Genomic DNA, 19739 nt, shown 5'->3' on the forward strand with positions numbered 1-19739 from the left:
GCGCTGCGTAAATCCCCTCAAGGACCGCAACCCTCGTCACACCTCTTGAATTCAACGCGTGTCCCCAGCTCAAGGAGACGCGCCCATGCCCCATTCCGCACCGACCTCACCACTACCGCGCGGCTCGCGGGTCGCGGTCATCGGCGCCGGCATCTCGGGTTTGGCCAGCGCGTATCTGCTGGCGCGCCACCATCGGGTCACGCTGTTCGAATCGGCTGCGTACCTGGGCGGCCACACCAATACCGTGGACGTCACGCTCGACGGCCACACGCATCCCGTCGACACCGGTTTCCTGGTGTTCAACGACCGCACCTATCCGAACCTGATCGCGCTGTTCGCCGAACTGGGCGTGCAATCGCATCCGAGCGACATGACCTTCTCCGTCTCGCTCGACGAAGGCCGTCTCGAATGGGCCGGCACCAGTCTGAACACAGTGTTCGCGCAGCGCCGCAACCTGTTTTCGCCGACCTTCATCGGCATGCTGCGCGACATCATGCGGTTTAACGGCAGCGCGCAACGCAACCTCGAACTGGCGATTGAAACGCGCGCGTCGATGGGCGAGCTGCTGACGGAGGGCGGCTACGGCGGCGCGTTCCAGCGACAATATTTGCTGCCGATGGCCGCCGCGATCTGGTCGAGCGCCACCGCCGATATCCTCTCGTTCCCGGCCACGACTTTCCTGCGCTTCTGTCTGAACCACGCACTGCTGCAAGTGAATCGCCGGCCGCAGTGGCGGACCGTGGTCGGCGGCGGCCGCGAGTATGTGATGCGTCTAACCAGCACGCTCGAGGACGTCCGCATCAGCACGGCAGTGCGCGGCGTGCGCCGCGACACCGACGGTGTCGACGTGTTCACTGATCACGGCACCGAGCGCTTCGACGCGCTGGTCCTCGCCACTCACGCACCGACCACGCTGCGCCTGCTGGACGACGCCGATCACGACGAGCGCGGCGTGCTCGCCGCCGTGCGCTATCAACCGAACGTCGCGGTGCTGCATACGGATACGAATCTGCTGCCGCGTCGTCAGCGCGTGTGGTCGGCGTGGAATTATCTGGGCAGCCGCGGAGTCGACGGCACGCATCCGGTGTGCGTCAGCTATCTGGTCAATCAATTGCAGCCGCTGCCGTTCAGGACACCGCTCGTCGTCACGCTCAACCCGGTGACCCAGCCGGCGCCGGGCACCGAACTGCGCCGCTTCGTCTACGATCATCCGCTGTTCGATCTGGCCGCCATCGACGCGCAGCATCGTCTGCCATCGCTGCAAGGCAAGCGCCGCACGTGGTTCGCGGGCGCATGGACGGGTTACGGTTTTCACGAGGATGGTCTGAAATCGGCGCTGCGCGTCGCGGCCGATTTCGACGCATCGCCGGCATGGGCCAGGCTATGAATCCGTCGAGCGACAAAGCCGGCGCAGATCCAGCAGCCTGGCTTCTGACCGGCAAGGTGATGCACGAACGTCTGCGTCCAAAACATCATCGCTTCACGTATCCCGTGTTTTACGTGCGATGCGACCTGGATCGGCTGGCCTCGCTCGATAGCGGGTGGTTCGGCATCGACCGCTGGCGGCCGCTCAGCCTGTATCGACGCGACCACGGCCCGCGCGACGGCAGCGACCTCGCCACATGGATGCGCGAGCAACTATCGACCGCGGGCATTGAAGAAGCGAACGGCCGGATCTGGCTGCAAGCTTTTCCGCGCGTGTTCGGCTACGCGTTCAACCCGATTAGCTTCTGGTTCTGTCACGACGGCGACGGCCGACTGCGCGCGCTGCTGGCCGAAGTGCGCAACACGTTCGGCGAGCGCCACAGCTATCTGCTCAGCGTAAACGGCAACGCGCCGATCACGGCGAATACGCGGCTCATGTGCCGCAAAGTGCTGCACGTGTCGCCGTTTTGCCGTGTGGAAGGCGGCTACACCTGTCGCATCAACGAAGCGCCAAGTAGCGCGTCGGTCTCCATCGACTATCACGACGCCGACGGCCTGCTGATCCGCACCGCACTCGGCGGCCGCCTGACGCCGCTCACGCGCGCGGCCGCGTTCGCCGCGCTGCTGCGTCAGCCGCTGCTGACCGTGGGCGTCGTCGCGAGAATTCACTGGCAGGCTTTGCGCCTTGCCCTGAAGAAAGCGCCGTTCCACGGCAAGAACCCCCCGCCGGCCCGCACCGGCGACGCGTCCATCCACCACGCCGCAGCCTCCAGACCATCCGCCGCCGCGCGCCCCATTTCGTCCGATTGAGGAGATTCAGCCATGGCGCTTTCAAGAACCCTGAGCGGGCACCAAACCGCCCGCGCGTCAGGCCGTCTGTTTCTGTCCTTGCTCGAGCGGATCCAGGTGGGGCATCTGATCCTCATCACGCCCGACGGCCAGCAGCGCGTGTTCGGCGATCCGCACGCGGCGCCCGGCGCGCGGCTGGAGATGCGTGACTGGCGCGCGTGCGGCGCGATTCTGCGCAAAGGCGATATTGGTTTCGCCGATGCATGGCGCTCTTTCTGGGTCGATACGCCCGATCTGGCCGCGCTGCTGCGCGTCGCGATCCGCAACGAGCGCGCTCTGCAACGCACGGTGTATGGAGGCTGGCTTGCGCAACTCTGGTACGGACTGCGTCACAAGCTGAGGCCGAACACGCGCTCGGGCAGCCGGCGCAACATTCACGCGCACTACGACATCGGCAACCCGTTTTACGCGCAGTGGCTCGACACGACGTTCACCTATTCGAGCGCGGTGTTCGACGGCAATTTCCATCGATCACTCGAAGACGCGCAGCACGCGAAGTATCAACGCATCATCGATACGCTCGGTTTGCGCGAAGGCATGCACATTCTGGAAATCGGCTGCGGGTGGGGCGCTTTTGCGCTGCACGCGGCGCGTCTGGGCATTCATGTGCATGGCGTGACGATCTCGCCGGCACAACTCGAATTCGCCCGGCAGCGTGTGAACGAAGCAGGCCTGAGCGAGCGCGTGCAGCTCGAACTGCGCGACTATCGCAGCCTGACCGGCCAATACGACGCCGCCGTATCGATTGAAATGTTCGAGGCCGTCGGCGAAAAATTCTGGCCGACATACTTTCGGATTCTGCGCGAACGTCTGCGACCGGGCGCTCGCGCGCTAGTGCAAACCATCACGATCGACGACTCGCATTTTGCCGCTTATCGCGCGACGAGCGACTTCATTCGCGAGTTCATTTTTCCAGGCGGCATGTTGCCGAGCCCGCAGCGTTTCACGGAAGCCGCGCGGCGCGGCAAGCTCACGACGCGCACGTCGCTGGCGTTCGGCCGCGATTACGCGGAGACCTTGCGTCGCTGGCGCGGCGCATTCGAAGCGCAAATCGATACGATCCGCGCGCAGGGTTTCGACGAGATTTTCGTGCGTACGTGGCGGCTCTATCTGGCGTATTGCGAAGCCGGCTTCGACGAAGGACGCACGGACGTGATGCAGTTCGTGCTTTCGCAGGCGGATTGACGTGCGCGCCTTCGTCGCTCTCGTACTGGTGTGGTGGGCGAGCGCCGCTTGTGCCGACTGGCGCGGCGACGTCCAGTCCGCGCAACTCGTCGGCGAGGGCGATTTCAGCGTGCTCGGCTTCCGGCTCTATCGCGCGCAGATGTGGAGCGAACGCGTGCCAGTCGATTACGACGCCCGCTTCGCGCTGCACATTGTGTACGCGCGCGGCATCAAACGCGAGCGCCTCGCGGACACCGGCATTAGCGAGATCAAGCGTCTGGCGGGCGCGCCGATTCGGGCCGACACGCTGGAGCGCTGGCGCGCGGATATGCTGCAGGCCTTCGTGGATGTCGGTCCCGGCGACCAGTTGAGCGCGGTGTATCTGCCGGACAAGGGCGTGCGTTTTTATGCCGGGGAGCGCATGACCGGCGAGTTCGACGATCCCGCCTTCGCGCGTGCATTCTTCGGCATCTGGCTCGATCCTTCGACGCGTGCGCCAACTTTGCGCAAGCAATTGCTTGGTATGACGCGGTAGTTCGTTCGCGACGCGTTGCGAAGGTTTGCCGCTGGGCATCGAGTCGAGCACCGAGTCGAGCACCTGAATCAGGTGCGTACAAAGCGCTGGCGGCGTCGCCGCAGACCCGCAACGCGCTTTGCAGCGCTTATTCGCTGTGGCCCGGATTGCCTTGTTGTTTCTGGCAATCGGTATCAGCGGCGGGCGCTGATGCGGATGCCGAGCCGTCGCACGACGCGACCGCTGCTTTCGCCCGTTGCCTGCGCATCTGATAGACGTTGCCTTGCGCATCGGAAGATGCGGGCCGTAATGGCGCGCCACCGTCTGCAGCACCCTTGTGCGAACGCCGTACTTCATTGCTAGCCTGCGTGTCGATAAACGCGCTTGCATCGTCGAGCACCGGCGCAAAGCCGCGCAACGGCCCGGCAAACGCGCCCACCAGCAGCGCATGCCCGACGCGCGGATAGTGCTTCACTTCGACATCCGCGTCGCCCGACGCACGCAGTTTCGCCGCGAGCCGGTCCGTGTTGCCCGGATCGACGGTGGTATCGCGCTGGCCTGCCGCAAGGAACATCGGGGGCTCGTCGCCGGCGACAAAGTTGATCGGCTGACTCGCGGCGCGCAAGGCACGCGGGAAAATTTCCTCCAGCGTCGCGTCGTGCAACGGCAGGAAATCATACGGGCCAGCCAGGCCGATCACGCCGCTGATATCGCATTTGCTCATCTGCTGCGCGGCGAGATAGCGGCCGTCGGTGGCGAGCAGCATCACGATATGCGCGCCCGCCGAGTGTCCCATCAAAAAGATTCGCGACGGGTCGCCGCCAAACTCGGCCGCGTGGTCGCGTGCCCAGCGCACGGCCGTGGCCGCGTCGTCGACGAAACCCGGGAACGCGGTGTCGGGCCACGTCCGATAGTCCGGCAGCACGGCAACGAAGCCGCGCGAGGCCAACGCCGCGCCGACGAACAGATAGTTGCTGCGCGAGCCGTTCTGCCAACTGCCGCCATAGAAGAACACCACGATCGGACGGCCGTGCGAAGAAGCGGCTGGCGGCGCGTCGGCAGTGGGTACGTACACGTCGAGTTTCTGGCGCGGCGCGTTGCCGTAAGGCAGGCCGTTCTCGGCACGGAACTGCTTGTGCGATACGGCGGCGTTCAGCACGCCGGCCGCGCTGCAGCCGCCGAGAGCGGCGAGCGCCAGCGTGGCGGTCAAGGTGAGCAGGCGTCGGGGCATGAGAGTCGAGTCCGTCCGAAGGGATGCGTTCGAACAATGTACGCGCCAACCCCACGAGCGGATGCAGCCCGTGCTATGACGCCGCCGGCTCACTCGGCGTGAAACGGCGGCCAAGGCGAAATGCCGGCCACTTGTAGCAGCAGAATGAGATTGAGCGCCAGCACGACGGCCGTGCCGAGAATCGCCGCGTGAGGTGAACGAAACAGGTCTGCTCGGTGAGCGTCTGCGGCACGGCGCCCTGGCCTGTCGCTTCGTTCATAACGGCTCCTGTACGTCGTCAAGCGTTCGACGCAATATGCACATGACGGCCGGCCAACGGGTTCAGCGCGATCGTCGTCGCGACGCCCCGTTGCCGGTGCAACTGATACAACGGATAACTCAGCTCAGGCGCTCATGTTCAGCGAACCGTTCACGCCGTTCGGGAAGAAGCCGCCTTTGGTCGCCGCTGAACTCGTCAGATAGACGATGTTGAGGACGTTGCTGTAGTTGCGGCTGAATGCGAGCCCATTGCTGTCCAGCGGCACGATGTTGGACGTGCCGGCGGTCGCGCCGGTGATGCCCTGATCGTCGTGGCCGTTGTGATCGAGGCTGTTGCGTGCAGCCGAAATCGCGTTGGCGGCCGTGACGAGACTCGTCATGTCGATGCCTTTCGAGTAGAGCACCGTGCGGACCAGACCGGCGTGATACGCCTCGGCCGCGAGAATGCCGGCCGCCGCTTCGAGGAACGTCTTGTTGGTGATGAGCGGCGAGGCGCCTTTGTAAGCCGTCACGCCGACATCCTCGAAGATGTACGCGCCGAGCAGGAAGTTGTTGTCGTTCGCATACGGATTGAACGGGGTGCCGGCAGGCACGAGACCGGCAGCGCGCGCCGCGTTCGAAAACGCACCGTTCGGATCCGTGCCGCCGATATCGATCGCGGGCATGGCCACCGCGGCCGAACCCAACGCGCTGCGCAGAAAGGTCACGTGCTCGCGCTCGTCGTTAGCGATCTCGTTGGCATAGGCCTTCACCATCGGATCCTGGAAGGGCACTTGCTGCCCGGGAATCACCGTGCCCATCGTGCCGACGCCTGCGGTCATGCTCGCTGCGAGCCCGGCGCCGGTTGTGGCGTACGTATAGAACTGCGATTCGAGGTACTCCAGATTCAGCGCGAAATTCAGGATTTCCGCGTCGGTCGGCGCGCTCTGAGCCGATACGTTCGAAACCGAACCGCCGCCGCACGCGCTGATCAGCGTGCCGCCGACGAGTCCCAGACTCAAGCCGCCAGCGTTGCGAAAGAACTGTCTGCGTTGCAGGCGGCGCGTGGCGCGTCGATCGAATGCATCAATAAGGGATGCTGATTTAGTGCTGGACTCCGACATGGCGATGCTCCTCAAATGGTTCGCTGCCGATGCCGCGGATTCGCGGCGTATTCGCGCGCACATTTGTTTCTCTCGCGCGGCAAAACGCAAAATCGCGGACGCAAAGAGGCCTCCGTTCTTCTGAAAAGAACTAGATGATCAAGGGAGAAGAGCGAGGTCTCATTCGCCTTTACGGGGCGAAAACTCTGCTAGATGCAACCCTCGCAAACGATTTCTGTTTGCGTGTGCAGCATCGAGTGCGCTGCATGGAAGGAGTCGGTCGAGCATGCCGACCGAGGTTGCCGCAGACCGTTCCGCCCGGCAAGTCTGGTGCGGCTCGCAGGGTCTCGGTTGCGATCCTCTGTACAATTGGCCGATCGATTGAACATCGACCTCCCATTCGACCCATATCGACCGAATTCATGGCTATTACCTACAAGACTCCCGACGACATCGCCAAACTGCGCATTTCCGGCCGCCTCGCGGCCGATGTGCTGGCGATGATCGGCGAGCACGTCAAGGCCGGTGTCTCCACCGACGAGCTGGACGCACTGTGCAACGACTACATTGTCAATACGCAAAAGTCGATTCCGGCAAATGTCGGCTATCTGGGTTTTCCGAAGACGGTCTGCACCTCGGTCAACTCGGTGGTGTGCCACGGCATCCCGAATCGCGCGGAGGTCCTGAAAGACGGCGACATCATCAATATCGACGTCGCGATTATCAAAGATGGCTACTTCGGCGATACGAGCCGCATGTATTGCGTCGGCCAGCCGAGCACCGTGGCGCGCCAGCTGATCGACACGACCTATGAAGCGATGCTTGCCGGCATCCGCGAAGTGAAGCCGGGCGCGACGCTCGGCGACGTGGGCCATGCGATTCAAAAGGTCGCGCAGCGTGACGGCTTCTCGATCGTGCGGGACTATTGCGGGCACGGCATCGGCAAGGTCTATCACGAAGATCCACAAGTGCTGCACTACGGCCAGCCGGGGCAGGGCGTGCGTCTGAAGCCGGGCATGGTCTTCACGATCGAGCCGATGATCAACGCGGGCCGCGCCGGCACCGCGGTGCAGCGCGACGGCTGGACCGTGGTCACCAAGGACCGTTCGCTGTCGGCGCAATGGGAACACATGATCGCCGTGACCGACGACGGCTATGAACTCCTGACACCGTGGCCGGACGGCACCGGTAGCTACGAAGCGCCATGACCCTGCGTGGCGCGTACCGCGTCCGGCCGCTTGCGCCGGAGGTGGGCGCGCAACATGCTGCTGAGTCTGGCTACGCTTCGCATGTCGTCTCCCGAGGAGACTTGCTGCGGCGCGTGCCACATTCCGGTAAAGAATGATTTGACTCTCGCGCCGGTTCGGTTAAAGCTACGCCTTAGGGTTTCAAGGGGTTTTCGTCTGCATGAGTCCGTCATTGACCGTTCGCCGTATCGCCGCTGATCAGGGCGCTGTTTTCCGCGAACTCCGTACTGCGTCGCTGCGGGAGGCACCGTATGCCTTCGGCGCCACGCTTGAGGACGCGTTGTCGGCTGACGCCGCCAGTTTCGACGCCACCGCTGCGGATCATGCGGTTTCCTTCACCTTCACCACCTTCATCCTCTACACCGAGGGCCATCCCGCAGGACTGATCGAAGCGTACTTCGACGATAGCGCGGCGCGCCGCGCATTCGTTTGCGAACTGTGGGTGGCGCCGGCCGTGCGTCATCTGCGGGGCGGCGAGCTGCTGGTCGATTCGGCCGCCGCCTGGCTCGCGAATGAAGGCGCCACGGAAATCTACGCGTGGGTCGCCGACGCCAATCGCAATGCCATGCGCTTTTACGAGGCGCTCGGCTTCGGTCCGACCGGCGAGCACCGTCGCGTCACGCGCGCGCCGGACCAGGCCGAAAGCCTGTTGGTGCGCCACGTGCCGCCCACGTCTCAGGTGTTTCAGCAGTGATCTCGCGAGCGGCGCAACAGTCTGCCGCTCGATTCTCTTCCGCGTCTCTTCAGCGTCTGTCGCCGGATCATCGGCGCGGCGCGCGGCCTGAATGGCCACGGCGAGGCCGTCGCGTTGCCTGCGCAGGGCCGCGTCTTCGTCGCCGCGGTTCGTTCTCCGGCAAAAAAGCTGGCCGCGCGCGTCGACGCCTGTAAAATACGCAAAATTTTTTGCCGAACGCTATGTCGCCCAAGAAATCGCCCTTTTTCGAACTTCGCAGCGGCTCTGTCGACACGCTCCTGTTCGTGGTCAAGACAACCGACCTCGACGCCATGCGTGCCGAACTGACCCGGCGCTTCGAGGCGACCCCCGAGTTTTTCGCTAACGACGTCGTCGCCATCGACGTGCGCCGTCTCGCCGAGAACGAACGCGTGCCGCTCGCCGACATCGCGCAACTGCTCGACAGCGTGCGCATGCGCCCCGTTGGCGTGGTCGCCAACGCGCAGCAGACGTGGGCGGCCGAGTCGCAGTTGCCGCTGCTCGAAGCTCGCGACCGCCGTGGCGCCACGAACGCCGCCAAATCCGCGGACGAAGACAGCGCCAATGCCGCCGCTGCAGCGCCGGCTGTCACCGCCGCGACGGCCACGCCGCCTTCCGATCTGTTCGAGCTCGCCGCCGCCACCCCGGAAAACGGCACGCCGGCCACGGCCGCGACCGTCGAGCCGGCACCGGCCGCTGAGCCGGTGCGTCTCGCCACGTCGTCGCAAACCATGGTGGTCGATAAGCCGCTGCGCTCGGGTCAGCGCATTTACGCCAAGGGCGACCTGGTCGTGCTCGGCCTCGTGAGCTACGGCGCGGAAGTGATCGCGGAAGGCAACATCCATATTTACGCGCCGTTGCGCGGCCGGGCATTGGCCGGCGTGCAGGGCAATCACGACGCGCGCATTTTCTGCACGTGTCTCGAGCCGGAACTCATCTCGATCGCGGGCATCTATCGAACGACTGAGAACCCGCTGCCGGCCGACGTGCTCGGCAAGCCGGTGCAGATCTGGCTCGAAGAAGAAAAGTTGATGATCGAACCGCTGCGGCTCACCTAAGCGACGTGAAACGCGCTGCCTCGATCGATCCGATGCACGCGGCGTTTCACGGCAAATATGGCCGCACATAATTGACGAATTTGACGAACACAAGGTAAGGGTAATGGCAAAAATCATTGTGGTGACTTCGGGCAAGGGTGGCGTGGGCAAGACGACCACGAGCGCGAGTTTTGCATCGGCCCTCGCTCTGCGTGGCAGCAAAACCGCCGTGATCGACTTCGACGTCGGCCTGCGTAACCTCGACCTCATCATGGGTTGTGAACGCCGCGTGGTGTACGACCTGATCAACGTGATCCAGGGCGAAGCCAATCTGAATCAGGCGCTCATCAAGGACAAGAAGTGCGAGAACCTGTTCATCCTGCCAGCCTCGCAAACTCGCGATAAAGACGCGCTGACTATGGAAGGCGTCGAGAAGGTCATCAACGATCTGATCGCGATGGACTTCGAATTCATCGTGTGCGATTCGCCGGCCGGTATCGAATCGGGCGCGTTGCTCGCCATGCATTTCGCCGACGAAGCGCTGATCGTGACGAATCCGGAGGTCTCGTCGGTGCGTGACTCGGACCGCATCCTCGGCATTCTGTCGTCGAAGACCAAGCGCGCGATCGAAGGCAAGGAGCCGATCAAGGAACACCTGCTGATCACCCGCTACAACCCGAAGCGCGTCAGCGAAGGCGAAATGCTGTCGCTGACCGATATCCAGGAAATTCTGCGCATCGACCTGATCGGCGTGATTCCGGAATCGGAAGCGGTGCTGCACGCATCGAATCAGGGCTTGCCGGCGGTGCATCTGGACGGCACCGATGTGGCCGAAGCCTACAAAGACGTCGTGTCGCGTTTCCTCGGCGAGCAGAAGTCGCTTCGCTTTACCGACTACCAGAAGCCCGGGCTGCTGCAGCGCCTCTTCGGCACCAAGTAAGGGGAGCGCACGTAATGTCGATTCTTTCGTTTTTGCTGGGCGAGAAGAAGAAGTCCGCATCGGTAGCGAAGGAGCGCCTGCAGTTGATCATCGCGCATGAGCGCGCCGGCGGCCATGCGCCCGCCGATTATCTGCCTGCGTTGCAACGCGAACTGGTGGCCGTGATCTCGAAGTACGTGAAGATTTCCCATGACGATATTCGCGTGAGCCTCGAACGTCAGGACGATCTCGAAGTGCTCGAGGTCAAGATCGAAATACCGCAGGCCTGATCGTCCAGGGTCTGCGTCCTCTCGCGGCCGGTTTCATATGACGTGCTGCGCGCTTCGCTGCGTTGCGTCGAGATGACGTAACGCGGGGCGGCGCGCGAGTGCGCCGCTTTGTTGTGCCTCTTTGTTTTTCGTTGTTCCCGCCTTCCTCTGTGTTCGTGCGCGTGTGCTTGAGTGGGCTTTCTCGCGCGCGTCGGCTGCACGTCGAAATAATCCGTTGCACTTCAGCGTGTGGCGTTACACGCCTACGGTCAGCCGCTGCGTCCCCTCGCGCATTAAACGGATAACGCCGCCTTCGGTGTCCATCTACAGAGGGATAACATGAACAAGACCTTGCGTTTGCTGCTTGCCAACATCGTATTGATCGCCGCCGGCGCAGCCGCCGTGGCATCGGCTTCGGCTGCGGAAGTCGTCGTGATCGCGCCGTCCGCGCCGCCGCCGGTGCGCTACGAAGCGGTGCCCGCGTCGCGCGTCGGCTACGTGTGGGATCGCGGTCATTGGCGCTGGGATCATGGCCGCTATGTGTGGATCGGTGGTCACTGGCAGGCCGAGCGTGTCGGCTATCACTGGGTGCCGGGACACTGGGTCGCGCACGGCCCGAATTATCACTGGGTTGAAGGCCACTGGGCGTAACGCCTTACGCTTCGGCAATGCGCGGCGCGCCACGGTGAATTCCGTGCGTGCCGCTGCTTCCATTTCGACAAGCACGGAAACATGCATACGTTGCGCACGCGTTCGGCGTAGCGCTCGTCTGCGCGTGCTTAAGGAAACCATGTGATGAAAAAGAATCTGCTTCTAATCGCCGTGCTTGCGGTCATGCTGGCCGGCTGCGTCGTCGTGCCTGCGCGGCCGGCGTATCTGCGAGCGCCGGCCGTCGTCGTCTACTGACGTGGTGCGCGGCCGTTGGTGTCGTCGGCGGGCGGCTCACCGTCGACGTTGTCCGAGGCCGGGACGGGCGCCTCAACCTCGGGCACTTCCGGCGTCGGTGCTGGCTCAGGTTGCGGCAACGGCGTCATATAGCGCGCGGCCAGCGACTCATACAGCGGCGGCGTAAAGAGGCGCGACACGCGGCTCGAAATCAACGCGGTAGCCATCAGAGAGATCACCAACGCGTGGCCGTTGATCATCTCCATCACGATCACGAACGATGTAATCGGCGACTGCGTGACGGCGGCCAGATAGCCGACCATGCCGAGGGCGATCAGCATCGGCAGATCCATCGATTCGAACACTCGGTGCAGCAGATCGCCGAAGCCCGCGCCGATCGATAGCGACGGCGCGAAGATGCCGCCCGGAATGCCCGGCAAATAAGAACCGACCATCGAAATCATCTTCAGGAACGGATAAAACACCGACAATTGCGCGTGGCCGTCGAGCAATCCGCGCGCCTCGGCGTAGCCGCTGCCGAAGGTCGTGCCGCCTGAAACCAGGCCGACCACGGCGATCACGAAACCGCACAGCGCGGCAAACGCGACCGGCCGCTCGCTATGCAATTGACGCAGCGGGCCCGGAATCCAACGCGCGGTGTTCAGCAGCAGCCAGCCGAACAGACCACCGGCGAGGCCGGTGACGACGGCCGTGAGCAGCACCGCCAGCGCCAGCACATTGGGAAAGTGCGCGCCGATCTGGATGGTCCCGAAATAGGTGTAGTTGCCATTCAAGCCGAGCGCGATCACGCCGGCGATGATGATCGCGGTAATCAGCACGCCGCTGGCACGAGCTTCAAAGCTGCGCGTCAATTCCTCGATCGCGAACACGATGCCGGCAAGCGGCGTATTGAACGCCGCGGACAAGCCCGCCGCCGCGCCGGCCAACACCAGTTGCCGTTCGATCAGCGCATTCGAGCGCGGATACAGCCGCCGCAGATTGAACATCAAGGCGGCGCCGACCTGCACGGTCGGCCCCTCGCGGCCGATCGTGAGGCCGCCGAGAATCGCCAGAAACGACACGACGATCTTGCCGAACAGAATCCGGAAGGTCAGCAGCCGCGAACCGTATTCGCTTGTCCGGGAGTGAAGCGTGGCGATGACCTGCGGAATGCCGCTGCCTTCGGCGCCGCGGAAGAACTTGCGGGTGAGCCAGACGGCGAGTGCCGCGACCGCGGGCGTGATGATCAGCGGCGCCCACACATGCCGTTGCTGCACGGTGCGAAATTCGTTGTAGCCCCAGTCGATCAGTCTCGCGTACAGCACCGCGGTTAGCCCGACTGCGATCGCACCGAGCCAGAAGACGCCGTATTGGCGCCACAGTCGCCTTGCGCGTCGAACGATAGCGGAAGATCGGATCGGAATGGGCCGGGACATAAGTGTGTGGGGGCGCAAAGGCAGAAGTATAAGGCGCGCCAGACCCGTAGATCCGTATGAAAGTGTTTTGAAATGGTGTAAAAGGGCTGCGTGTAAGCCGTTGAAATGACCCGCAGCATTAATGACCGAACGGCGCGCTGCGCGATTCGGCAAAGATTATCCGATTGGTCGGCTAAAATGCCTTGATGTTCGAACAACTCACAGGTCCTCAATGAAGCGAGTCCTTATCGTCAAGGTCACTTCGCTCGGCGACATCGTGCAGGCCCTGCCAGTGGTCGCCGATATTAAGCGCGCTTTTCCCGGCGTTCAGGTGGATTGGGCCGCCGACGAAGCATTTGCCGAAGTGGTGCACTGGAGCGAGAACGTGGACCGCGTGCTGTGCGCGCCTCTGCGCCGCTTCAAGAAAGCGCGCCGCTGGGCCGATTTCAAATCGATCTGGGCGTCCATCGCTGAATTGCGTGCCTATCGCTACGATTTCATCCTGGACATTCAAGGCGTGTACAAGAGCGCGATCATTGCGTTTCTGGCGCGCTCGTCGCGGCGTATCGGCTACCGGGCTCCGGATCTCGGCGAGCAGGGCGCGGCGTTCGCTTATACCGGGCGCTTCGGCCCGCGTCCGAAATGCAATGCATGGCATGGCATGCGCATCAGCGCGGGCGAGGCACTGGGCTACGAGATAGAAGGCCCGGCGGTTTTCAATCTGCGCTTGCCGGAGCCGGCCAGTCTCCCATTCCAGTCGAACGGCGCACCGGTCGCGGCGTTCTTTCACGCCACCTCGAAAGACGACAAGAAATGGCCGGTGGGCCATTGGGTGGCGATCGGCCGCGAACTGGCGCAGCGCGGTTTTCAACTGGTGCTCCCGTGGGGCTCGGAAGGCGAGCGGCTCGAAGCGGAGCAGATCGCGTCGCAATTGCCGGGCGCGACCGTCCTGCCGAAAATGAGCGTGACCGAAATCGCGCAGATGATCGACGCGTGCTCGCTCGTGGTCGGCACCGACACGGGCTTCGTCCATCTTGCGCACGCGCTGCAGAAGCGCGCCGTGATGATTTTCGTGGCGACCCCGCCATCGCATTACGGCATCGAATCGCCATACCGCTCGATTTCCATTGGCGACGGCCAGTCAGTGCCGCCCATCAGCGCCGCGCTCGAGGCGATCGATTACGTTCACACCGAGGCGCACGACGTCACGGTGCAGCATGGGTCCGCGGCCGTCTGAACGCGGCGTCCCGAAGTCTTGCGCAATCGTTTGCTCGAAAAGAAAAGAGGCGCGACGCGCAGTCCGCTCAAACCACCGAGCGCTGCCTCGTAACGCCTCCGAAAACGCCCGTGTCGGGGAACAGCGGGCGGAGAGGAATCGTTGCAATCAATACATTCGGCTACGCACTGAGCGGTGGCGTCGCGGACGCGCTCGGCGTCGACGCGACGACCGCCGCCTGGCGGCCGGCCGGTTTCATTTCTGCTCATCTGCGGGATAGGGTGCGAATGTCCGCCCGGCTTCGTGCAGCACTTCGGCTCCCCCCATAGCCGCGATTCAAAGGCGCCGCGCATTACACGCCTGTTAAATCTGTCGCTTTTCGTTGAGCGCCTATTGGGCTATCCACGCATTTTTTCGCGCCGTCAAAGGCGACGACGCGCAGCATGCATTCGGAGGCACGTTGCCCGGCGGATTCACCTTGCACCGCGTATGCGCCGCCAGCTAGGCACGCGCCGGCCCGGTACGTTCAAACCAGTATAGGCGGTGTTTTCCTCCGATGTGAATTCGGCGTGATCGCGCCTGGAGCGCAGCGTGTTGCGCGCGTCGATCATGTAACACCTTGGTGATCTTCCCTTACAAATCGCAACGCTCGCGCGAGGCGCCGTCGTGTTCAATCGAGTCATTCGGGGTTTCGGCTCGAATGAATCTGACTCGACGGAGAATAACGATGAAACGCTTGATCCTCAGCCTGATCGCAGGCACGCTGCTCGCAACGGCACTTGGTGGTTGCATCGTCGCGCCCGCGCCGGGCTACTACGGCGGCGGTGGCTATTACCACCACGGCGGCTACTACTACCGGTAATCCAACCGACCGAGGCCGCGGCGTCTGTGATGGCGCTGCGGCATCCGTTCGCGTCAGGCCAGCAGCATTTCGAACGCGACAACCGCGGCGATTGCGGCGGCATTCGCCGCCAGCGCTTCCACTACGATCCCTTTCCATGTCGCCGGACGAAAGCGCAATGCAAGCAACAGCGAACAGAGCAACGCCAGCGCAATGATCATCACGACGTCCGCGTTGTGAAGATGAATGTTCATTCCTGCCTCCCTGCTACCTGAAGGGTTATTTGAGTCGAGTATAGGCATGTCAAAAAGACGTGCAAGGCAGGGAATTTACTCAGGAATGCTCGGCAACCGAAGGGCGTGAAGCGGCGGAGAGGTGGCCTATGCCGCCGCGACGTGAGAATCGCGCCGGGCGGCATCGAGCGAACAGCGAAGAGTAAAGGCGCCGGGGGCGGCGCCTCTCGTTACATCAGCTGCGTATCGCGCGTTTCACGCATGCACAGCACGCCGATCATGCTGACGGCCGCGGCGATCGACACATACGCGCCCACCCACGGCAGCCCGCCGCGCGCGGCGAGCATCTGCGCGATATACGGCGCGACGGACGCGCCGAGAATCCCTCCGAGGTTGTACGACACACCGGCGCCGGTATAGCGCACGTTGGTTGGGAACAACTCCGGCAGCAGCGCGCCCATCGGCGCGAAGGTCACGCCCATCAGGAACAGTTCGATGACGAGGAACAGCAGCACCAGCGACGTCTGTCCGCTGCCGAGCAGCGGCGCCATCGTGAAGCCCGACAGGATCGCCGCGATGATGCCGACGATCAGCACCGGCTTGCGCCCATAGCGGTCGGCGGCCCAGGCCGACAGCGGCGTGGCGAGCGCCATGAACACCACGGCGATGCACAGCAGGCCGAGGAAAGTCGGCCGCGGAATATGCAACACGGAAACGCCGTACGACAACGAAAACGTGGTGGCGTTGTAGAACAGCGTGTAGCAGACCACCATCGCGAGCGCGCCGAGCAGGGTCGGCACCCAGTGTTGCGACAGCAGCGTGGCGATCGGCACCTTCACGCGTTCCTGACGTTCGATCGCCGCCTGGAACGCCGGCGTCTCGGCGATTTTCAGGCGCACGTACAAACCGAGCGCGACCAGCACCGCGCTCACGAGGAACGGCACGCGCCAGCCCCAGCTGCGGAATTGCTCGTCGCTCAGTGACAGCGCTAGCGCGAAGAACAGGCCGTTGGACGCCAGAAAGCCGATCGACGGCCCGAGCTGCGGGAACATGCCGAACCAGCCGCGTTTGCCCGCCGGTGCGTTCTCGGTGGCGAGCAGCGCGGCGCCGCCCCATTCGCCGCCGAGGCCGATGCCCTGGCCGAAGCGCAAGATGCACAACAGGATCGGCGCGAGGCTGCCGATCGAGTCGTAGCCCGGCACGAAACCGATCAGCGTGGTGGACAGGCCCATCACCAGCAGCGACGCCACCAGCGTCGATTTACGGCCGATCCGGTCCCCGAAGTGGCCGAACAGGAACGAGCCGATCGGCCGCGCCACGAAGGCGATGCCGAACGTGACGAAGGCCGACAAGGCCTGCGCCGTCGCCGAGCCGTGCGGGAAAAACACCGGGCCGATGACGAGCGCCGCGGCGGTCGCATAGACGTAGAAATCGTAGAACTCGATCGCGGTGCCGATAAAGCTCGCGAAGATGATCCGCGAACTCTTGTTCTGCCCGGCCGCATTGGGCTGGGCCGCGGAAATCGGCGAAGTGGACATGCAGGGTCTCCAGGTGTCGTGATGCCGCCGGGCGCCCGGTTCGTGAGCCGGTGGTGCGTGTGGAGACGGCATCTTTGTTCAAATTCGTGCGCCTCGCTTCGTGCGCGGACCGGTGGGCGGCTCGTGGGACGCGGGCGACGCAAACAACGAAGCAACAGCTTACAACGGCAACCGGCGAAGTTCGCCCGCGAAAACGGCCATACCAGGGCAATAACCAGGCGGGAGGCTGACGCTTGCGGCGAGCGAGGCGAGGCGAGGCGAGCTGCCGGCGCGGCGCGAGGCCGAGATGTCTTGGGATCAGGGCAACGGCGGCCCGCATCAAGCATCAAGCAGGCGGCGCTCGCGGATGGCGCGGCGGCGCTGCAATCGGGCTCATGCCGCGCCGGCGGGTCAGCGGGCGGCGTGAGCCATGCCGGAAGGCTCCGGCGCAGGGAATCGGAAAATTATAGCGAGCGCGGCCGCGCCGCAGCAAGGCGGCGCCGGGTTTGCGGCGCGCTTTGCGCGAAACGACCCGCGTTCAATCGATGGTCTGTGCTTGCGGCGAGGCGAACTCGCGGAGCTGGAACTTGCCGTTGTCGTTGAACAGCCAGTCTTCGAAAAGCTCGAGCTGGCCACGGCCGTTCAGCAATTTGCCGGGCGGCTGCGGCAGCGGCGCGGCGCGCCGCAAGCTGGCGAGCGCGGTGCTTTCGGCTTCGTCGTCGCCGTTGGTGCGATACACCGACGACTCCAGCACATGGCCATTGCTATCCACCGTGAACGAGACCACGACCAGCGAGCGCAGCATCGCTTGCGGCGTACCGCGCAGCACGTAAGACGGATTGCGTTCGAGGATGCGTCTGGCCACGGCATCGCGGTACTGGTCGAGCGTCGGGCTGTTGATGGCGGCAGCGGGCGTCGGCACGCTGGCGCGTGGCGGTGGTGTGATGGTGCAACCCGCCATGCCGATAACCAGGCCGACGGCGAGGAGCATGCCGCGCACATGCGCGGGCCATATGCCGACGCTGCAAACACCGCGTCCGTTGCAATGGCGAAGGTGACGCGGGCGAGTGAACATGGTCGGGGAAACAGAAGACAGGGCCTGATTTGATGGTAGTCAAAATCCGCCAGGAAGCAATTAGCGTTCGCCCGCTGTATGTGGCCTAACCCTCTGTAATAGGCTGAAATATGAGCGAATTGGTCGGCGGCGAAAACACGCCTACACTTCGATGGCCTCTTTCGAGAGGCATCGGTGGAAGTCTTTCATTTAGCCCGCTTCGCGCGGGCTTTTTCTTTTTGCGGCGCGGTTCGCGCGAGCCCGTGCGACGCGAAAAACAAAAGGCGAACCCGATAACGAGTTCGCCTTTCTATCCGCAAGCTGCGTACCCGCGCCAGGCATGAGACGAGCGCATAGTGCGCTCACCGCATGCCGTGCGTCCGCTTACTTCAGCGCCGCACGTGCCGCCTTCACCGCCGCGAGCACCTGTTCCGGCGCCGTGCCGCCCGGATGATTGCGGCTCGCCACCGAGCCTTCCAGCGTCAGATACGAGAACACGTCTTCGCCGATCAGATGCGCGACGTTTGGCAGCTCCTTGCGCATTTCTTCGAGCGTCAGATCCGCCAGATCGCAGCCGCGATCCGCGCAGACGCGCACGGCCAGCGCCACCGCTTCGTGCGCGTCGCGGAACGGCAGGCCGCGCTTGACCAGATAGTCGGCCAGATCGGTTGCCGTGGAGAAGCCTTGCAGCGCGGCGTCGCGCATCGCTTGCGGCTTCACCGAAATACCGGCGACCATTTCAGCGAAGATGCGCAGCGTATCCGCAACCGTATCGACGGTGTCGAACAGCGGCTCCTTGTCTTCCTGATTGTCCTTGTTGTACGCGAGCGGCTGGCCTTTCATCAGCGTGAGCAGCGCGATCAGATGGCCGTTCACGCGGCCGGTCTTGCCGCGCGCGAGTTCGGGCACGTCCGGGTTCTTCTTCTGCGGCATGATCGACGAGCCGGTGCAGAAGCGGTCTGCCAGATCGATGAAGCCGACACGCGGGCTCATCCACAGCACGAGCTCTTCGGAGAAGCGCGAGACGTGCGTCATGACGAGCGCCGACGCCGCCGTGAATTCGATCGCGAAGTCGCGGTCGGACACTGCGTCCAGCGAGTTCGCGCAGATGCCGTCGAAACCCAGCGTCTTCGCCACCGCGTGGCGGTCGATCGGATAGCTGGTGCCGGCGAGCGCGGCCGCGCCGAGCGGCAGACGGTTCACGCGCTTGCGGCAGTCGATCATGCGTTCGGCGTCGCGCGAGAACATTTCGACGTAGGCGAGCAGGTGATGCCCGAACGTAACCGGCTGCGCCACCTGCAGATGCGTGAAGCCCGGCATGATGGTCGAGGCGTTTTTCTCCGCCATGTCGAGCAGCGCGGTGCGCAATTCCGTCAGCAAGCCGCCGATCCGGTCGATCTCGCCGCGCAGCCACAAGCGGATATCCGTCGCGACCTGGTCGTTACGTGAGCGGCCGGTGTGCAGGCGCTTGCCTGCGTCGCCGATCAGCGCGGTCAGGCGCGCTTCGATGTTCAGGTGCACGTCTTCCAGATCGAGCTGCCACTCGAACTCGCCTCGCTCGATTTCGCCCTTGATCTGCGCCATGCCGCGTTGGATCGCGGCGAGGTCGTCGGCGGCGATGATCTTTTGCGCGGCCAGCATCGAGGCGTGCGCGAGCGACCCTTCGATGTCGACGAGCGCCAGACGCTTGTCGAAGAAAACCGACGACGTGTAGCGTTTGACAAGCTCCGACATCGGCTCCGAGAAGCGAGCCGACCAGGCTTCGCCTTTTTTGTGCAGTTGGGACGTCATGGTGTTGGGCAGTTAAGCGGCAGTTAAGCAGCAGTTGAGCGAGCGGTGAAGAGGCTGACGACGCGGATGCACATGCCGTG

19 protein-coding genes are annotated in these 19739 nt (G+C 63.8%); 12 read left to right on the forward strand and 7 right to left on the reverse strand.

Annotation, left to right across the window (positions count from 1 at the left end; genetic code table 11):
* The first annotated feature begins 85 nt into the window (after positions 1-85).
* The 4 genes from B0G75_RS13980 to B0G75_RS13995 are packed head-to-tail and all read left to right on the forward strand — an operon-like array spanning position 86 to position 3973.
* The gene (locus B0G75_RS13980) at positions 86-1387 is read left to right on the forward strand and encodes an NAD(P)/FAD-dependent oxidoreductase (RefSeq protein ID WP_106306122.1); all 1302 of its coding nucleotides are present in this window, start codon (positions 86-88) and stop codon (positions 1385-1387) included.
* Positions 1372-2235, forward strand: coding sequence for a DUF1365 domain-containing protein (locus B0G75_RS13985; protein ID WP_258194468.1), 864 nt, complete (start codon positions 1372-1374; stop codon positions 2233-2235). The genes B0G75_RS13980 and B0G75_RS13985 overlap by 16 nt, the downstream gene beginning before the upstream one ends.
* A gap of 12 nt (positions 2236-2247) precedes the next feature.
* Positions 2248-3459 (forward strand): cyclopropane-fatty-acyl-phospholipid synthase family protein, encoded by a 1212-nt coding sequence (locus B0G75_RS13990; RefSeq protein ID WP_106306126.1) that lies wholly within the window; start codon positions 2248-2250, stop codon positions 3457-3459.
* Position 3460: 1 nt separating this feature from the next.
* On the forward strand, positions 3461-3973 hold the full coding sequence (locus B0G75_RS13995) for a chalcone isomerase family protein (protein WP_106306128.1): 513 nt from the start codon (positions 3461-3463) through the stop codon (positions 3971-3973).
* A 127-nt stretch (positions 3974-4100) separates the two neighbouring features.
* On the opposite strand, the gene B0G75_RS14000 is transcribed toward B0G75_RS13995, so the two are convergent.
* Both B0G75_RS14000 and B0G75_RS14010 read right to left on the reverse strand, forming a co-directional pair.
* On the reverse strand, positions 4101-5183 hold the full coding sequence (locus tag B0G75_RS14000) for an alpha/beta hydrolase (RefSeq protein WP_106306131.1): 1083 nt from the start codon (positions 5181-5183) through the stop codon (positions 4101-4103).
* Positions 5184-5566: 383 nt separating this feature from the next.
* Positions 5567-6544, reverse strand: a complete 978-nt coding sequence (locus B0G75_RS14010) for a ferritin-like domain-containing protein (protein WP_106306137.1) — start codon at positions 6542-6544, stop codon at positions 5567-5569.
* Between the two features lie 401 nt (positions 6545-6945).
* On the opposite strand from B0G75_RS14010, the gene map reads away from it, so the two are divergent.
* From map to B0G75_RS14040, 6 genes are all read left to right on the forward strand, one after another.
* Positions 6946-7731, forward strand: a complete 786-nt coding sequence (gene map, locus B0G75_RS14015) for a type I methionyl aminopeptidase (protein ID WP_106306140.1) — start codon at positions 6946-6948, stop codon at positions 7729-7731.
* A 199-nt stretch (positions 7732-7930) separates the two neighbouring features.
* Positions 7931-8464, forward strand: a complete 534-nt coding sequence (locus tag B0G75_RS14020) for a GNAT family N-acetyltransferase (protein ID WP_106306143.1) — start codon at positions 7931-7933, stop codon at positions 8462-8464.
* A 221-nt stretch (positions 8465-8685) separates the two neighbouring features.
* Positions 8686-9540, forward strand: a complete 855-nt coding sequence (gene minC, locus B0G75_RS14025) for a septum site-determining protein MinC (protein ID WP_106306146.1) — start codon at positions 8686-8688, stop codon at positions 9538-9540.
* 103 nt (positions 9541-9643) lie between these two features.
* Entirely contained in the window at positions 9644-10459 is an 816-nt protein-coding gene (gene minD, locus B0G75_RS14030; RefSeq protein WP_006048490.1) for a septum site-determining protein MinD, read from the forward strand.
* Between the two features lie 14 nt (positions 10460-10473).
* On the forward strand, positions 10474-10728 hold the full coding sequence (gene minE / locus B0G75_RS14035; protein ID WP_012432104.1) for a cell division topological specificity factor MinE: 255 nt from the start codon (positions 10474-10476) through the stop codon (positions 10726-10728).
* Positions 10729-11046: 318 nt separating this feature from the next.
* The gene (locus B0G75_RS14040) at positions 11047-11358 is read left to right on the forward strand and encodes a YXWGXW repeat-containing protein (protein WP_106306149.1); all 312 of its coding nucleotides are present in this window, start codon (positions 11047-11049) and stop codon (positions 11356-11358) included.
* Positions 11359-11606: 248 nt separating this feature from the next.
* On the opposite strand, the gene B0G75_RS14045 is transcribed toward B0G75_RS14040, so the two are convergent.
* The gene (locus B0G75_RS14045; protein ID WP_106306152.1) at positions 11607-13028 is read right to left on the reverse strand and encodes a chloride channel protein; all 1422 of its coding nucleotides are present in this window, start codon (positions 13026-13028) and stop codon (positions 11607-11609) included.
* A gap of 211 nt (positions 13029-13239) precedes the next feature.
* On the opposite strand from B0G75_RS14045, the gene waaC reads away from it, so the two are divergent.
* Together waaC and B0G75_RS41335 are read left to right on the forward strand one after the other, a co-directional pair.
* Positions 13240-14244: a lipopolysaccharide heptosyltransferase I gene (gene waaC, locus B0G75_RS14050; protein WP_106306155.1), complete on the forward strand. Its 1005-nt coding sequence runs from the start codon at positions 13240-13242 to the stop codon at positions 14242-14244.
* 706 nt (positions 14245-14950) lie between these two features.
* A complete protein-coding gene (locus B0G75_RS41335; protein WP_012432108.1) occupies positions 14951-15085 on the forward strand; it encodes a hypothetical protein in 135 nt (44 codons plus the stop codon).
* 53 nt (positions 15086-15138) lie between these two features.
* On the opposite strand, the gene B0G75_RS14055 is transcribed toward B0G75_RS41335, so the two are convergent.
* From B0G75_RS14055 to argH, 4 genes are all read right to left on the reverse strand, one after another.
* A complete protein-coding gene (locus tag B0G75_RS14055) occupies positions 15139-15318 on the reverse strand; it encodes a hypothetical protein (protein ID WP_012432109.1) in 180 nt (59 codons plus the stop codon).
* A 209-nt stretch (positions 15319-15527) separates the two neighbouring features.
* Positions 15528-16835 carry an MFS transporter gene (locus tag B0G75_RS14060; RefSeq protein ID WP_106306158.1) on the reverse strand — a complete coding sequence of 436 codons (1308 nt, stop codon included), beginning with the start codon at positions 16833-16835 and terminating at the stop codon, positions 15528-15530.
* Positions 16836-17352: 517 nt separating this feature from the next.
* Entirely contained in the window at positions 17353-17805 is a 453-nt protein-coding gene (locus B0G75_RS14065; RefSeq protein ID WP_258194469.1) for a cell envelope integrity protein TolA, read from the reverse strand.
* 447 nt (positions 17806-18252) lie between these two features.
* Positions 18253-19659, reverse strand: coding sequence for an argininosuccinate lyase (gene argH / locus B0G75_RS14070; RefSeq protein WP_012432112.1), 1407 nt, complete (start codon positions 19657-19659; stop codon positions 18253-18255).
* Positions 19660-19739 lie beyond the last annotated feature (80 nt).

Origin of the sequence: Paraburkholderia sp. BL18I3N2, assembly GCF_003001875.1 — a bacterium.
Lineage (GTDB): Bacteria > Pseudomonadota > Gammaproteobacteria > Burkholderiales > Burkholderiaceae > Paraburkholderia > Paraburkholderia phytofirmans.

Coding starts and splice junctions, on each gene's coding strand:
- B0G75_RS14000 (WP_106306131.1), bottom strand. CDS start 5,183: ATGCCCCGACGCCTGCTCACCTTGACCGCCACGCTGGCGCTCGCCGCT.
- B0G75_RS14010 (WP_106306137.1), bottom strand. CDS start 6,544: ATGTCGGAGTCCAGCACTAAATCAGCATCCCTTATTGATGCATTCGAT.
- B0G75_RS13990 (WP_106306126.1), top strand. CDS start 2,248: ATGGCGCTTTCAAGAACCCTGAGCGGGCACCAAACCGCCCGCGCGTCA.
- B0G75_RS13980 (WP_106306122.1), top strand. CDS start 86: ATGCCCCATTCCGCACCGACCTCACCACTACCGCGCGGCTCGCGGGTC.
- minD (WP_006048490.1), top strand. CDS start 9,644: ATGGCAAAAATCATTGTGGTGACTTCGGGCAAGGGTGGCGTGGGCAAG.
- B0G75_RS14045 (WP_106306152.1), bottom strand. CDS start 13,028: ATGTCCCGGCCCATTCCGATCCGATCTTCCGCTATCGTTCGACGCGCA.
- B0G75_RS14065 (WP_258194469.1), bottom strand. CDS start 17,805: ATGCTCCTCGCCGTCGGCCTGGTTATCGGCATGGCGGGTTGCACCATC.
- B0G75_RS14020 (WP_106306143.1), top strand. CDS start 7,931: ATGAGTCCGTCATTGACCGTTCGCCGTATCGCCGCTGATCAGGGCGCT.
- argH (WP_012432112.1), bottom strand. CDS start 19,659: ATGACGTCCCAACTGCACAAAAAAGGCGAAGCCTGGTCGGCTCGCTTC.
- B0G75_RS13985 (WP_258194468.1), top strand. CDS start 1,372: ATGGGCCAGGCTATGAATCCGTCGAGCGACAAAGCCGGCGCAGATCCA.
- B0G75_RS14040 (WP_106306149.1), top strand. CDS start 11,047: ATGAACAAGACCTTGCGTTTGCTGCTTGCCAACATCGTATTGATCGCC.
- map (WP_106306140.1), top strand. CDS start 6,946: ATGGCTATTACCTACAAGACTCCCGACGACATCGCCAAACTGCGCATT.
- B0G75_RS14055 (WP_012432109.1), bottom strand. CDS start 15,318: ATGAACATTCATCTTCACAACGCGGACGTCGTGATGATCATTGCGCTG.
- B0G75_RS14060 (WP_106306158.1), bottom strand. CDS start 16,835: ATGTCCACTTCGCCGATTTCCGCGGCCCAGCCCAATGCGGCCGGGCAG.
- waaC (WP_106306155.1), top strand. CDS start 13,240: ATGAAGCGAGTCCTTATCGTCAAGGTCACTTCGCTCGGCGACATCGTG.
- minC (WP_106306146.1), top strand. CDS start 8,686: ATGTCGCCCAAGAAATCGCCCTTTTTCGAACTTCGCAGCGGCTCTGTC.
- minE (WP_012432104.1), top strand. CDS start 10,474: ATGTCGATTCTTTCGTTTTTGCTGGGCGAGAAGAAGAAGTCCGCATCG.
- B0G75_RS41335 (WP_012432108.1), top strand. CDS start 14,951: ATGAAACGCTTGATCCTCAGCCTGATCGCAGGCACGCTGCTCGCAACG.